Consider the following 14,298-nt stretch of genomic DNA (forward strand, 5'->3'; position numbering starts at 1 on the left):
TCCAGTCCGAATTACTTAGCGGCAGGAGGGCGTGCAAGCGCAAGAGGAGGGAAGACTGCAGCATGAATCAGGTACCGGTCATATCATTCCGGGGAGTAACCAAGCAATACGAGGACGGGGTTCCCGTGTTGAACGATGTCTCATTCGACATTGAGCGGGGCAAGTTTTACACGCTCCTGGGCCCGTCAGGCTGTGGTAAAACGACCATTCTCCGGCTTATCGCCGGATTCATGGAGCCGACAAACGGCGAGATCCGCATGGACGGCAAGCTGATCAACGATGTGCCCGCCAACAAACGTCAGGTCAATACGGTGTTCCAGGATTACGCGCTGTTCCCGCATCTGAACGTGTTCGACAACGTCGCCTTTGGCCTGCGTATCCGCAAGCTGAAGAAGGATGAAATCGAGAGAAAAGTGAAGGAAGCGCTCCGTTTTGTCAATCTGGAGGGCTACGGCCAGCGGGAAATCCGCGAGATGTCCGGCGGCCAGCGGCAGCGTGTGGCGATTGCCCGGGCGATCGTCAACGAGCCGAAGCTGCTGCTGCTTGACGAGCCGCTCTCGGCGCTGGATCTGAAGCTGCGCACGGAGATGCAGTACGAGCTGCGGGAGCTGCAGCGCAGGCTGGGCATTACGTTTATTTTTGTTACGCATGACCAGGAAGAGGCGCTCGCGATGTCGGACGAAATTTTTGTCCTCAACAAAGGCGTCATTGAGCAGAGCGGCACACCGACGGATATTTACGATGAGCCGATCAACCGGTTCGTGGCTGACTTTATCGGCGAATCCAACATCGTGCCGGGACGGATGCTGGAGGACTTAAAGGTTGAGTTTGCCGGGAAAACATTTGAATGCGTCGACGGCGGCCTTCGTCGCGGCGAACCGGTCGAGGTGGTGCTGCGTCCGGAGGATTTGGAGATTACGGCTGCCGGGGCGGGCAAGCTGACGGCAACGGTGGATACGCAGCTGTTTCGCGGCGTTCACTATGAAATTATTTGCATGGACGAAGCCGGCAACGAATGGATGGTCCATTCGACGCGCAAGGCGACTGTCGGCGAGGTGATCGGCCTGGACTTCGAGCCGGAGGCGATTCATGTTATGCGCTTTGGCGAATCCGAGGAGGACTTTGACGCCCGCCTCGAAGCCTACAGCGAAGGCGATGAAGAAGAGGCCGGGACGGCGCCGGGTATCGAGACCGGACGTCCGGGAGGGAACAGCTAGTGTCCGTTCGGAGCCGCAACCTGTTTCTCGTGCCTTATATGCTGTGGATCATTCTGTTTGTAGCCGCGCCTATTGCGCTTATTGCGTACCGGTCGTTTTTTAACGTCGAGGGCGCGTTCACGCTGGACAACTACGCCCGATTTTTTACGCCGGTTTACCTGAAAATGACGCTCAGCTCATTTTGGTACGCCTTTCTCATTACGCTGTTTTCGCTGCTGATCGCTTACCCGGCTGCATGGCTGCTGACGCGTACAAAGCATAAACAGCTGTGGCTGCTGCTGATCATCCTGCCGACATGGATCAACCTGCTGCTGAAGGTGTACGCATTTCTCGGCATTTTTGGCACGTACGGAGCGGTCAACAAAACGCTGGAATGGATCGGCATCGGCACGCAGCAAATTCTGTTCACCGACTTCAGCTTTGTGTTTGTGTCGGTGTATATTTTCATTCCGTTTATGATTTTGCCGATTTTTAATGCGCTGGAGGAATTGAATCCTTCGCTCGTATTCGCGGCGCGTGATCTTGGCGCTTCCGCATGGACGACGTTCAGCAAGGTGGTCTTTCCGCTGACCATCGACGGCGTGAAGGCTGGCTGCCAAGCCGTGTTTATTCCGGCGCTGTCGCTGTTCATGATTACGCGGCTTGTCGCCGGCAACCGGGTCATTACGCTCGGCACGGCGATTGAGCAGCATTTTCTGGTCACCCAGGATTGGGGCATGGGCTCAACGATTGCGGTATTCCTCATTATCGTCATGGTGCTCATCATGTTTGCGGCCGGACAAAGAAAGGCGGGATCAAGATGAATGAAACCCGCAAATGGCGCTGGTCCCATCTGTATCTGATTGCTGTGTTTGCGATCATGTACGCGCCTATTTTTTATTTGACGTTTTACTCGTTCAACAGCGGCGGCACGATGCACGGGTACGAAGGCTTCACGCTGGACTGGTACCGCGAGGTGTTCGCCGATACGCGCCTGCTCATCATCGTCCTGAATACGCTTGTCATCGCGCTGCTGTCCGGGCTGATGTCCACCGTGCTCGGCGTGCTGGGCGCGCTGGCGATTTATGAGGTGCGCCGCCGCCGTACGAAAAACACGCTGCTCAGCTTCAACAACGTGCTGATCGTCAGCCCCGATGTCATCATCGGCGCGTCTTTTCTCATTATGTTCACGATGATTGGCATCAAGCTCGGCTTTGTGTCGGTGCTGATGTCGCATATCGCGTTCAGCGTTCCGATCGTCGTGCTGATGGTGCTGCCGAAGCTGCAGGAGATGAGCCCTACGCTCATCGATGCCGCGCGCGATCTGGGCGCAAGCCGCCTGCAGGTATTGACCGGCGTTGTGCTGCCGTTTATCCGCCCCGGCATTTTTGCGGGATTTTTCATGGCGCTGACGTACTCGCTGGATGACTTTGCGGTAACGTTTTTTGTAACGGGCAACGGTTATTCCACGCTGTCGGTAGAGATTTACTCCCGCGCGCGGCAGGGCATTTCCCTGTCGATCAATGCGCTGTCCACGCTTATCTTCCTGTTCACGATGCTGCTCGTCGCCGGTTATTATTTTATCACTAGACGCGGCGGAACAGGAGCGCAGCATGCGGCGGGACGGGGCGGGGCTGCTGCCGGAGCCGGAAAGGAGGGGTCCCGTTGAAAAGCCTGATCCGCTCGTTCGCAGCGATTCTCGTAGCGGCGCTTGGCTGCCTGTATTTGGCGACCTATCTTAATTCCAGTGAAGGTTATTCCGGCTCCAATACGCTGACGATCTACAACTGGGGCGACTATATCGATCCCGAGCTGCTGGACCAGTTCCAGAAGGAAACGGGCATTACGGTCATTTATCAAACGTTTGATTCCAACGAAGCGATGATGACCAAGATCCAGCAGGGAGGCACGACATACGATCTGGCCGTCCCGTCGGAGTACGCCATCGATAAAATGAAGCAGGAGGATCTGCTGCTGCCGATCGACCACTCCAAGCTGCCGAATTTGAAGCATATCGACGAGCGTTTCCTCGATCTGAGCTTTGATAAGGGGAATGCCTACTCGATTCCGTATTTCTGGGGCACGGTCGGCGTGGTGTATAACCCCGAGCTTGTGCCGGAGGATATTAAGTTCGCCAGCTGGGACGACCTGTGGGACCCCCGTCTTGGCAACAGCATTATGCTGGTGGACGGGGCGCGCGAGGTGATCGGCTTCGGCCTGAACAGCCTGGGCTACTCCTTGAACGATACAAAGGAGGAGCATTTGCAGGAAACGCTCGCCAAGCTGCAGAAGCTGACGCCAAACGTGAAAGCTATTGTCGGCGACGAGATCAAAATGCTGCTGGCCGGAGAGGAAGCCGCCGCAGGCGTCGTCTGGTCGGGGGATGCCGCGGAAATTATGGACGAGAACGACAAGCTCGACTATATCATTCCGAAGGAAGGCTCCAACGTCTGGTTTGACAATATGGTTATTCCGCGTACGGCGCGCAACCTGGAGGGAGCGCACAAGTTCATGAACTTCATGCTTGATCCCGCCAATGCGGCCAAAAACGCCGAGTATGTCGGGTATTCCACGCCGAACAAGGAGGCAATTCCGCTGCTGCCGGAGGATATCTCCTCCGATGAGCGGTTTTATCCGCCTCCGCAGCTGACCTCGCGCCTTGAGGTGTACAACAACCTTGGCAAGCGCATGCTGGCGCACTACAATGAGCTGTTTCTGGAGTTTAAAATGCACCGGAAATAAGCTGTGTTTCGAACGGACTCTCTCAAGCCAACCGGCTTGAGAGTTTTTTTTGCCCAGCACACTTTTCCGGCTCACGTTGACAAAGGGAATCGGGAACGGGATAATATTGAGAATTGTTATCAATTAGATCGGGGAACCTTCGGTTCCGCTTTGCGTGAAGGAGGAAGGAACTTGTCGTCTATAGGTGCTGCGCCGCCGCCTGGAACGATGTTTGGCTTTCCGCTGCGGATTCATAAGCTGGAGGACGGGGTGGCAGGCGGGCTGGCCGGAAATTCCTCCAGCTCTTTGCTGATCGTCGTATGGGAAGGGCGGTTGAACGGGCTGACCTTGGAGGGCATGCTGGATGGTCCGCTGGAGCTGTCTCCTGGTGAGCTGCTGCTGCTGCCTCCGGGCAGCGATGTCCGTTTGGAAGCGGGGCGAGCTGCGGCGGGCATACTGCTTGAGCTTGAATTGCACGGTGGTACGGAGTCAACGCAGAATCGGCTTCGTCCGATTCGGGCAGACAAGGAAACGATCTCCGCCGCCAAAAGTCTGGCCTTCGGCTGGAGCGCTTCCCGGCAGCAGCCTTGGCAGCTGCAAGCTCTTTTCATTGAACTAATGAAGCAAATCCATCACGATCTGCAACGAAGGGAAGCCGAGCCGGAATCGTGGATGGAGGATAGCTTGCTCTATATCCATTCCCAATATTGGGATGATATGAGCCGGGACCGGCTTGCCGAACGAGCAGGAGTCAGTCCGGAACACTTCTCGCGTTGCTTTCGGAAAAGAACAGGGGCTTCTCTGACGGATTATTTGACGTTGCTGCGCGTACGGAAGGTTCAAGAAAAGATATTGTCCGGCCATTCGGGTACGCTCGATCAGCTCGCCCGGCAGGTCGGATACAGCGACGGTTTATATTTGAGCCGTAAGTTCAAACAGCTGACCGGGACCGCTCCTTCCCGCTATAACAAGACTGTGTTAAGACCGGCGGCGCTTAATGTCAACCACAGCGCATCGCTTTGGGCGCTTGGCATCCGGCCGGAGTGGGGAATCTTCTCCGAATGGTTCGTTCGAACGCATGGAGCGCGCCCGGTTCGCAACGCTCAAATGCTGCTGGGCGGACGGGAGGCGCTGGAGCCCGAAGTGGAGCCGCCGGATGTCATTTTAAGCTACGAGTCGGAAAATCCGGAGCACAGGCTGCTGGAGCTCGGCCCTGTCGTACAGCTGCCGCATCGCCGGATAAGCTGGCAGGATCAGTTTCGGCTCATTGCCGATATGACAGATCGGCGCTCCTATGCGGAGAAGCTGCTCAGCCGCATCGGCGAAAAATCCGAACGGCTGCGAGAAAGGCTTGGACAGCGATACGGTGAAGGGCGCACTGCAATCATATGGGAGATTGGCCGGAACAAGGCATATGCCATCTGTGCAAGCAACGGCAGAGGCGCCCAGCTGTTATACGGCGATCTCGGCTTTCGTATGCCGCTGCGTATGCTTGACACGGAATGGGAACAGAAGGGCTATGTGGAAGCGGCATTGGAAGAGCTTCCTCTCTATGACGCGGACTTTGTTTTTGTAACGGGAGCTCCAGGCTCAATCGAATCCGCCGAAAGGTGGGAGCGCATGATGCGCTCCGAGCCCTGGCTGGCGATGAAGGCGGCCGCTGAGGGCCGAGTTCACATGCTTGATTCCTCGGAGCTGTTTTTTGGTTATGATCCGCTGTCGAGCGAAGCGCAGCTGCACAAGCTGGAGGAAGTATTGCTCTTCAAGCCTGCTGCTCCTTAAAGTCCAGCGACAGCTGCGCTGCATCTGGCGGACGGTGTTAGGGGGTGCATACAGATGCATCACGAAAGTCCATCCCGATGCATCATAGATAGGCATAGCCAAGCGAGACTGCTTTTTGTACCCTTAATTGAGAATGAATATCAATTGAGAAAACGGGGGCACGAGGAAATGACAGCTAGATCGGGAAGTTGGACGCCTGGACGCACAAAGAGAGGAAAAGGGTGGCTGCTGGCACTGCTGCTTGCTCTGGTGCTGACGATAACGGCATGTGGAGGCGGTTCCGAAACGACGAATAGCCATAACGGGGCAACCGAGGAGGCATCCGCGAATGTTTCCGCCGCACCGGCTGGAAATTCGGAGTTCAAGAAGGTGAAAACGGTTGTTGGCGAAATTGAGATTCCTCTCCATCCAAAGCGGATCGTGGCGGAGGAGTACTTAGGCAGCCTTATCCCGCTTGGCATCAAGCCTGTTGGCGCGCCGGGATTGACGCTCCAGAACGTCTATTTTAAAGAGGCGCTGCAGGGAGTGGCCGATACGGGTGTATACGGTAAAATGAATCTTGAAAAAATCGTAGAGCTCGATCCGGATCTGATCCTCTCTTCAAGCAGCGAGAATTACGCTCAACTGAGCAAAATCGCTCCGACGGTTGTCGTTCCGTACGGGGATCTCAAAAACGCTCATGAGGAGCTGACTTATTTCGGAGAGCTGCTCGGCAAGCAGGAGGAAGCCAAAACCTGGCTGAAGGAATACGATGAACGCATTGCTGCGGCGAAGGCGAAAGTGGATCAGGCTTTGCCAGCGGAGGCAAGCTTCTCGATTCTAGAGGTTGCGGATAAGTCGATTTATGTGTACGGGGACAACTTCGGGCGTGGCGGTCAACCGGTTTATCAGGCACTGGGACGCAAGCCTCCTGCGGGCGTCGCCGATGAGCTGATGGAGAAACAGTGGGCGGAGCTAAGCCCTGAGATGGTAGGGAAATATGCAGGCGACTATCTAGTCATCACCTCCAATAGTCTGTCCTTGGAAGAACTGCGCAAGGACCCGTTATGGGGCACGCTGCCTGCATTCAAAAATAATCGGGTGTACGTTTGGAAGGAAGAACGCTCTTGGTATTACGATCCAATCGCGGTCCTTTCCCAGACCGAAGAGCTGGCGAACTGGCTCGCCGGATAAAACGATCGCTGACAGCAGCTCTGTGGACTTAGGTCCGGGAGCTGCTGTTTGGCGTGGTGTGCAACATTTATCGCTTCCGGTCGTCTAAATTTGGGTGAATATGGGATTGGATCGGTTGTATGATTCATCTAATTCAATAGAAAAGGTGGTTAATACCTATGCTCCTTGGTGGAAAACGTAGCAGGAAACAGATTAACATGACAAGGTTTGAAGGTGAGGGAATAAACTATCCTCGGAAGCAATGGCGCACGGCATCCGCTTTGCTGCTTGGAACGGCTCTTCTGCTGGGCTCTGTCTCCCCGGCTGGGGCAGCGCGAGCTGAAACGCCTGCTGTTTCAACGGAAGGTTATCCGCCAAGTCCTGTTCTGGCGGCAGAGCTGAAGCCTCTTTGGTCCATGCCTCTGGACGGCAAGGAGCAGCTTTACTCATCTGCAGCTGTTGTTGGGGATGAAATCGTTTATGCGATCTCGGGCGGAAGGCTGGTTGCCAAAAGTCTGCTAACCGGCAAGCAATTGTTCGTTTACGGAAAGGCGCTGCAGCCGGCGATTGCATTAGGAGGAAGATCGGTCTTTATCCTGCAGCAGGACGGAAGCCTCGCCGCTCTTAACGCTTCCAACGGAAAGCATATTTGGAAGACAGGCAAAGGCGCCGCTGACAAAGGCATAACTCCGGTATCGATCGGCAGCCGTGTTTATACGCAGATCGGTAATACGGTTCATGCCTGGGATGCTGCATCTGGCAAAAAACTTTGGCAGACCAAGGAAGAGCGCGCGGATTATTCAGGATCGATTGTGGGCGAAACAGACGGAATTTTGTACGTCACCTATATGGTTCAAGGCGCACTGACGGCGATCCAGCTGAACGCCATTGATGCCAAAACCGGCAAGAGCCTGTGGAACGCCTTCCGCCAAGCTGCGCCGCTGCAAGTCAAGGACGGCCTTGTATATTCCCTTTTTGAATCGTATCCGGCCGATGACCAGACGAAAGAACGCAAGGTGACGATAAATCTGTTTAACGCCAGGACCGGTGCAAAAAAAGGCAGCCGCGACTACATATTTAATCTGGCGGGACCGGGGGACACGCCTTATCCAAGCGGAGGATACGGCAGTGCGAAGCTGCAGGGCAGCGATCTGTACGTGGAGACGGATACGCAGGTGCTGCGATATGACTTCAGCAGCTACAAGACAGGCATTCAGCCGCTGCAGCGATACTCCAAGCCGGGAGGAGACGTCCAGTTCGTCGCAGCTCCGCATGCCGGCCGGCTGTTTTTCAGCAACTGGCGTACGGGAGCGCTTGTTGGAGTCAAAACGGCAAACGGCCAGCATGCTGCATGGAACGGAGACAATTCGGCAGCTCGCACCGATGTGTACGGCAACGGCGTTTACATCGGACAGACGGACGGAAGATTAATCGGCATCAATCTGGCTACGGGAAAACCTGCTTTCCAGGTGAAAACGGGGGAGCGCTACTATCGCCAAACGCTTAAAAGCGGCAGCGTTCTGCTCATTCAGTCGGGAAGCAAACTTATAGCTGTAAAACTGCCTAAGGCGCTTCTTTAAGCGGGGAGTTTGAGAGCAGCCTTTCATGCCAATAGGGTTGGCTCGCCGCATCATTTGCGTTACGATGGGTAAAGAATTTAAGCGCTAAGTGAAATGAGGCAAGACGTTTATGTCATCTACATCTAAGACGGGTCATGTAAAGGAGCAGGCGACCAACCGTGAAGATACAGCGCGGCCGATCGCCGACCATGAGCCCGACTCCAAATCAGCCGCAGCTGTTGCGCCTTCCCGCCGCTGGGGTCTGGCCGTGATGCTCGGCTCGCTGACAGCGATTGGCCCGTTCTCGCTGGATATGTATTTGCCGGCGCTGCCGGAGCTGACCCGCGAGCTCGGCGCAGCCGATTCGCTCGGCCAGCTCAGCCTGACCGCCTGCCTGATCGGCCTTGCGGCGGGCCAGCTGCTGGCCGGGCCGCTAAGCGACGCAAGAGGGAGGCGCAAGCCGCTGCTCATCGCGCTGGGCATCTATGCGGTTGCTTCCCTGTTATGCGCCTTCAGCAGCTCGATCGGCATGCTGCTGGTCCTCCGGCTCGTGCAGGGATTGTCCGGCGCGGCCGGCATCGTCATTGCCCGGGCAATCGTTCGGGATCTATACTCCGGCACGGAGATGACCCGCTTTTTTGCCCAGCTGATGCTCATTAATGGGGCGGCGCCGATCATCGCTCCGATCGTTGGAGCGCAGCTGCTGCGTTTTGTCGACTGGCGAGGCACCTTTGTTTGCCTGGCGGTTCTTGGCGTTATTTTGCTCGTCTCGGCAATGTGGTCGCTGCCGGAAACGCTGCCCAAGGAGCGCCGCGTCACGGGAGGACTGGGACAGACGGTCGGCAATTTCGGCCTGTTTTTAAAGGATCGCTCCTTCATGGGCGTTGTGCTGACGATGAGTCTGGTGTCCGGAGCGATGTTTGCGTACATCGGCGGCTCCTCTTTTGTGCTGCAAGAGGTGTACGGAGTTTCTGCCTCGACCTATGGATTTATTTTCGCGGCCAACGGGGTTGGCATCATTATCGCTTCGCAGCTGGCGGGACGGCTGGCGGTGAGCGTCGGCACAGAGCGACTGTTCCGCTCCGGTGTAATCATTGCGCTGTGCGGGGGAGCGGCGCTGCTGGTGTCGGTTTTGGCAGAGGCCGGATTATGGGCGGTGCTCGTCTCGCTGTTTGTCGTTGTGTCCAGTGTGGGGATTGTCGGAACAGGCGCATCGTCGCTGGCGATGGAAAATGCCGGACGGGCCTCAGGCAGCGCATCGGCGCTGCTTGGCACGCTGCAGTTCCTGATCGGGGCGCTGGCTTCGCCGCTGTCCGGTCTCGGAGGGAGCGGTACGGCGCTGCCGCTGGCCGCCGTTATCGCTGGCGCGCATGTGCTTGCTTTGTTAACGATGCTGGTGCTGCTGCGCAGGAAAGCAGCTTAACACGCTAATTTGAAATTCGACCGGTTGTTGGTGTTGTTCCGCAAAAAGCGGCTCCTCTCATGGAGCCGCTTTTTGCTGTTCCATTCCATGCTGTCTCCGTCTCCGTCTCCGTCTCTGTCTCCGTCTCAGGAACGAGGCCCGCGCCGCCTGGAGATTTAGAGCAAGTTCAATCCCGCGCCGCTTTAGCGATCGTGTGTGCCATCCTATAATCGGAGTATACAAATTAACCACTAAATTCCAGATTGAAAGGAAGGCCCCCATGAAAGAGTTGTTTCAAAACCGTTCTTTTACGCGCCTCTTTCTCGCGACGGTCTGCTCGCAGCTGGCATCCACGATCGGCACGATGGCTTTTGCTTTTTATTTGCTCGACCGTTTCTCCAGCCAGCCTGCATATGCATCCATTGCCGAAATGCTGTACTCCGCGCCAACCATACTTGTATTCCTGTTTATCGGCGTGTTTGCCGACCGCTTCGACCGCAAGCGCATCGCTGAAAATACCGGCTGGATCCGGGTCGTGCTCTCGCTGCTGATGCTCGGCGCGCTGGCCGCGGACGCATGGATTCCGATTGTGTTTTTGCTGCTGTTCATCCGCAGTGCGGTGACCAAGTTTTATTTTCCGGCTGAGAGCGCCATGATCCAGGGGTTGTTAAAAGAAGACCAGTACGTCAAAGCCTCCGGGCTCAATCAAACGGTCAACGGATTGTTTACCCTGTTCGGAACGGGCCTTGGCGCTTTGGTCTACCATGCCGTAGGCGTGCTTGGCGCCGTAACGGTTGATTCAATCGGCTTTCTGCTTACCGCCCTGCTCGTCCGTTCAGTTAAAGTGCCGTTGGAAGTCCGGCTGCCAAACGGTCCTTCTACATTGTCCTCGCTCAATATGAAGTCGGTTTGGGGCGACTTCCGCATCGGGCTCCGTTACATTCTCGATCATAAAATTTTGGCCTCGCTGCTTGGCGGATTTACTTTGTTCGGTCTGATCGGCGGGTCCTTCGCGATGCTTCCGATGCTGACGATGAAGTTTGTGCTTGCGCCGGATAATTACGCGTTCTACGTTTCTCTGTATTCTGTTTGTTTAGGCGCAGGGTTTGTCATCGGCAGCGGCATTGGCGCCAAGCTAGTCGATAAATTTAAGCTTTATCAGGTGCTGATCGGCAGCCTGCTGCTTTCCGGCTTTTGCGGCATTGCTCTCGCTTTTGCCTCTTCGCCGTGGATGTATCTGGTGACAGCGTTTGTTCTGGCCTGCATTCTTGCTCCGCTCAATATGGCGATTGGAGGATGGCTGCCAAAGCTTGTTGAGCCGGACAAAATGGGCCGCGTATCCGCTTGGATCGATCCCGTCATGATGGCAGGACAGTCCTTAATGCTCGGTCTGATCGCATGGCTGTATCCGTCGATGTTTACGCTGCGCGGCCTGCATTTGTTCGTCGTCGTTCTGCTATTTGCCGCATTCCTCATCTATGCGTTTACGCTGCCGAGGTTCTCCCGGGAAGAGGAAGGGCGGGCGCAGGCGCTTAAAGCCAAGCAGCCGGCCAGCCGCGGCGTTACGATGGAATCTTAATTCAATAGGAATACTTCGTAAGCAAGCCCTGCCCGGATTACCGGAGCGGGGCTTGGTCCTTTTCAGCCTATTCATATGGTACAATAAGGGAAAAAGTGTTAGTGAGGCGGGATTGACGCAACGCCTATTTTCACTACAGGTTTAAATTACGGTGAGGAGGGAGCAGGCAGTGGCCAAAACAAGAATTTTCATCAGCTCGGTGAATGAGGACGGCTTGAAGCCGCTGCGCCGCAGCGTGTTCCGCATCCTGGAGGGACTCGGCCACGAGCCGCTCATGTGGGAGGAAAACCTGGGGCCTTGGCCTTCCTATCAGAATCCGGTGGAAAAATGCCTGGAGGCGGTGGAGCAGTCCGACCTATACGTGCTGTTCATTGGCAGCAGAGGCGGGACGTTCGAAGAGGCAGCGGGTGTCACCGTGACCCATTCGGAATTTATACGGGCCGTGGACAGCGGCAAAACCGCCCTGATCTGGGCGGATGCCGAAACTAAAGCGGCCTTTTTCTCCGGCATTGCCTGGAAGCTCGACGAATTTATTACGCATACGGTGCAGGAGACCGGCAGCTATCCGGCTCCCCGGCAGGCGCTCGACTTTTTGCGCTCCTGCGAGGAAGCGCCGGGACATATTGATCCTTATGTCTGGCTGCTGCTGCATGACATCCGCCAACGGGGAATCTATATGGAAGACCTGGTGCGCGGTGTCGAGATCGATTGGCGGAGCTATTTCAGCGACCTGATGCGGCGCGGCTTGCTGCTGCTGCCGCTGGAGCCAACGATTGCTGACAACAGCAACCGGCTGGAAGAGGCTGAAGCGAGCTTTGATCTGCTTGCCGCGCTGCTTCCCCAGGCGGCAATGGAGCCGCCGCGCGATTGGAAGGCATGGCTGAACACCATTCGCGAGCGCTTGCAGGGACGCCAGGTTGAGCATCGCTACGGGAGCTGGAACCGGGAAACGATCGGCAGCTACGAGGCTTGCAATGCCGCTTCGCTGTACCGGCGGGATGGCGATGCGATGCGGTTTGTCGCGTGCTGCGGCCGAGCATCCGGAGTGCAGAGCTTTGCGCTTGACGACCAGAGCTCCTATGTCGCTTTGACGTACGGCATGGGGCCGCGGGCGGAGCAGGTGTATTACAAGGAGTCGGGCCAAAAGTTTTTTTACTGCATCCGCAGCGGGCCATACGTGGCCACCTTTCATTTTCCGGCAGGAGCCTCCTGGAACCAGCTTCGTTATATCCGCTACAAAGATAGCGTCGTTAATGCTATAATAGGGCCAAACACAAGGCTGGTTACACTGCTGCGCCTGCTGCTGGGAGGGATGAAGGCATGAAGAACGGCATATGGGTTTCCAAAAACGGCCGGGTCAGCGAGGCATTAGGGCTTCAGCCCAGAGATGCGCTGCTGTTCGCGCCATATGGCATAACTTCGGTGGAATTGCTTCAGGAGCAGCGCTCCGCATCACAGCAGAATATTAAGCTTATCCGCACCCGGCTCGCCGAAGCGACTCGCCGGTAACGCTTACATGAATCCGTCCTCCAAGGCGGATTTTTTCGTGTGCTGATTGTTCATGAAACAGGAAGGACAGGAGGAGCGCCAATGGAATCCAGGCTGGAGCTGATCGTCCGATCTACGGAAATTGATGTAAACGGCCATGTGAACAACGCCAAGTACTTGGAGTATTTGGAATGGGGCCGGGAAGACTGGTATGAGAGCGCCGAACTGGACTATGCTGCATTTTTGGAAATGGGCATTCAGACCGTTACGGTTAACGTGAATATCAATTACCGGCGCGAGTGCGTGCAGGGCGACCGGCTGACCGTGCGCACCGTGCCGCTCCGGGCAGGGCGGACAAGTTATGCGCTTAAGCAAGAGCTGATCGACGGCAATGGCGCGGTTCGCGCCGACGCGGAGGTGACCAGCGTCTGCATGGATGCGGCGGAACGGAAGAGCCGCGAGCTGCCGCAGCGGCTGCGCGAGATGCTGGAGCGGGGAATAGGTCCGTCTGGATGAATGGACGGCGCGGTTGGCGCAACGTGTTTAACGTAACCTGAATAAACAACCAAAGGGGAGTTTCACATCATGACAGGCAAACTGATTTTTTTCGATATCGACGGCACGCTGCTGGATCACGACAAACGCATTCCGGCTTCAACCAAACAAGCGGTGCGCGAGCTGCAGCAGGCTGGGCATGAGGTGGCAATCGCGACCGGACGAGGACCTTTCATGTTCAAAGAGATCCGCGAGGAGCTCGGCATCGATTCTTATATTAGCTACAACGGCCAGTTTGCGGTTCGTAAAGGCGAGGTCATCGTGCGCAATCCAATCTTGCCGGAGCTGCTTCAGCAGGTTACGGAGCGTGCGGCGGCGCTGGACCATCCAATTGTGTACATGAACGAGATTACGATGAAAGCCAATATCGAGCGCCATGATTATATTGAGGAAAGCATGTCTTCGTTGGCGCTTCAAAATAAAGTGATGGAATGGGATAAGGAATTTTACCTTGGCCGCGAGATCTATCAATGTCTGCTATTCTGTACCATTGGCGACGAAAAGGGCTACCGCGAGGCGTTCCCGAATCTCGGCTTCATCCGCTGGCATCAATTTTCCATGGACGTGCTGCCGTTTGGCGGCTCCAAAGCGAAGGGCATCGAAGAGTTTGTGCGCCGCGCCGGCGTTCAGCCGGAAAATGTCTACGCGTTCGGCGACGGCCTGAACGATATCGAAATGCTGCAGTTGGTGCACAACAGCGTTGCGATGGGCAATGCCGTTGAATCGGTGCAAAAGGCGGCTAAACATGTGACCAAGGACGTGGCCGAGGACGGCATCCGTCACGGTTTGGAGCTTGTTGGACTGCTCTAGATATAATCCGCCTTAAATAAAAGCTGCCCCGGCACATTGCCGAGGCAGCTTTTG

At 56.0% G+C, this 14,298-nt stretch carries 13 protein-coding genes; all 13 read left to right on the forward strand.

The annotated features are described in order from the left end of the window. Positions 1-62: 62 nt before the first annotated feature. The 13 genes from M3223_RS14215 (at position 63) to M3223_RS14275 (ending at position 14,244) form a co-directional block, all read left to right on the forward strand. Positions 63-1,217 carry an ABC transporter ATP-binding protein gene (locus tag M3223_RS14215; RefSeq protein WP_251562541.1) on the forward strand — a complete coding sequence of 385 codons (1,155 nt, stop codon included), beginning with the start codon at positions 63-65 and terminating at the stop codon, positions 1,215-1,217. 38 nt (positions 1,218-1,255) lie between these two features. Beyond that, entirely contained in the window at positions 1,256-2,020 is a 765-nt protein-coding gene (locus M3223_RS14220; RefSeq protein WP_285891296.1) for an ABC transporter permease, read from the forward strand. Continuing rightward, on the forward strand, positions 2,017-2,865 hold the full coding sequence (locus M3223_RS14225) for an ABC transporter permease (RefSeq protein ID WP_251562545.1): 849 nt from the start codon (positions 2,017-2,019) through the stop codon (positions 2,863-2,865). The genes M3223_RS14220 and M3223_RS14225 overlap by 4 nt, the downstream gene beginning before the upstream one ends. Beyond that, positions 2,862-3,938, forward strand: coding sequence for an ABC transporter substrate-binding protein (locus M3223_RS14230; protein ID WP_251562555.1), 1,077 nt, complete (start codon positions 2,862-2,864; stop codon positions 3,936-3,938). The genes M3223_RS14225 and M3223_RS14230 overlap by 4 nt, the downstream gene beginning before the upstream one ends. 171 nt (positions 3,939-4,109) lie before the next feature. Beyond that, positions 4,110-5,699 (forward strand): helix-turn-helix domain-containing protein, encoded by a 1,590-nt coding sequence (locus M3223_RS14235; RefSeq protein WP_251562557.1) that lies wholly within the window; start codon positions 4,110-4,112, stop codon positions 5,697-5,699. A gap of 168 nt (positions 5,700-5,867) precedes the next feature. Next, positions 5,868-6,872 (forward strand): ABC transporter substrate-binding protein, encoded by a 1,005-nt coding sequence (locus M3223_RS14240; protein WP_251562559.1) that lies wholly within the window; start codon positions 5,868-5,870, stop codon positions 6,870-6,872. A 197-nt stretch (positions 6,873-7,069) separates the two neighbouring features. Beyond that, positions 7,070-8,431, forward strand: a complete 1,362-nt coding sequence (locus M3223_RS14245) for a PQQ-binding-like beta-propeller repeat protein (RefSeq protein WP_251562561.1) — start codon at positions 7,070-7,072, stop codon at positions 8,429-8,431. 250 nt (positions 8,432-8,681) lie between these two features. Then, positions 8,682-9,833 carry a multidrug effflux MFS transporter gene (locus M3223_RS14250; protein WP_251563000.1) on the forward strand — a complete coding sequence of 384 codons (1,152 nt, stop codon included), beginning with the start codon at positions 8,682-8,684 and terminating at the stop codon, positions 9,831-9,833. 259 nt (positions 9,834-10,092) lie between these two features. Further along, the gene (locus M3223_RS14255; RefSeq protein WP_251562563.1) at positions 10,093-11,391 is read left to right on the forward strand and encodes an MFS transporter; all 1,299 of its coding nucleotides are present in this window, start codon (positions 10,093-10,095) and stop codon (positions 11,389-11,391) included. Between the two features lie 169 nt (positions 11,392-11,560). Further along, the gene (locus tag M3223_RS14260; protein WP_251562566.1) at positions 11,561-12,715 is read left to right on the forward strand and encodes a DUF4062 domain-containing protein; all 1,155 of its coding nucleotides are present in this window, start codon (positions 11,561-11,563) and stop codon (positions 12,713-12,715) included. Continuing rightward, positions 12,712-12,900: a hypothetical protein gene (locus M3223_RS14265; protein ID WP_251562568.1), complete on the forward strand. Its 189-nt coding sequence runs from the start codon at positions 12,712-12,714 to the stop codon at positions 12,898-12,900. Before M3223_RS14260 ends, M3223_RS14265 begins: the two co-directional genes overlap by 4 nt. Before the next feature lie 81 nt (positions 12,901-12,981). Beyond that, positions 12,982-13,395 carry an acyl-CoA thioesterase gene (locus M3223_RS14270; protein WP_251562570.1) on the forward strand — a complete coding sequence of 138 codons (414 nt, stop codon included), beginning with the start codon at positions 12,982-12,984 and terminating at the stop codon, positions 13,393-13,395. A 69-nt stretch (positions 13,396-13,464) separates the two neighbouring features. Further along, positions 13,465-14,244 (forward strand): Cof-type HAD-IIB family hydrolase, encoded by a 780-nt coding sequence (locus tag M3223_RS14275; protein ID WP_251562572.1) that lies wholly within the window; start codon positions 13,465-13,467, stop codon positions 14,242-14,244. The last annotated feature ends 54 nt before the right edge of the window (positions 14,245-14,298 follow it).

It is taken from the genome of Paenibacillus pasadenensis, assembly GCF_023715725.1.
In the GTDB taxonomy this organism is placed as follows: domain Bacteria; phylum Bacillota; class Bacilli; order Paenibacillales; family Paenibacillaceae; genus Paenibacillus_O; species Paenibacillus_O pasadenensis_A.

Bases quoted from the DNA above. Each gene is read 5' to 3' on its own strand.
- M3223_RS14250 (WP_251563000.1), top strand. From the start codon at position 8,682: ATGCTCGGCTCGCTGACAGCGATTGGCCCGTTCTCGCTGGATATGTAT.
- M3223_RS14270 (WP_251562570.1), top strand. From the start codon at position 12,982: ATGGAATCCAGGCTGGAGCTGATCGTCCGATCTACGGAAATTGATGTA.
- M3223_RS14220 (WP_285891296.1), top strand. From the start codon at position 1,256: ATGCTGTGGATCATTCTGTTTGTAGCCGCGCCTATTGCGCTTATTGCG.
- M3223_RS14215 (WP_251562541.1), top strand. From the start codon at position 63: ATGAATCAGGTACCGGTCATATCATTCCGGGGAGTAACCAAGCAATAC.
- M3223_RS14245 (WP_251562561.1), top strand. From the start codon at position 7,070: ATGACAAGGTTTGAAGGTGAGGGAATAAACTATCCTCGGAAGCAATGG.
- M3223_RS14255 (WP_251562563.1), top strand. From the start codon at position 10,093: ATGAAAGAGTTGTTTCAAAACCGTTCTTTTACGCGCCTCTTTCTCGCG.
- M3223_RS14225 (WP_251562545.1), top strand. From the start codon at position 2,017: ATGAATGAAACCCGCAAATGGCGCTGGTCCCATCTGTATCTGATTGCT.
- M3223_RS14240 (WP_251562559.1), top strand. From the start codon at position 5,868: ATGACAGCTAGATCGGGAAGTTGGACGCCTGGACGCACAAAGAGAGGA.
- M3223_RS14275 (WP_251562572.1), top strand. From the start codon at position 13,465: ATGACAGGCAAACTGATTTTTTTCGATATCGACGGCACGCTGCTGGAT.
- M3223_RS14265 (WP_251562568.1), top strand. From the start codon at position 12,712: ATGAAGAACGGCATATGGGTTTCCAAAAACGGCCGGGTCAGCGAGGCA.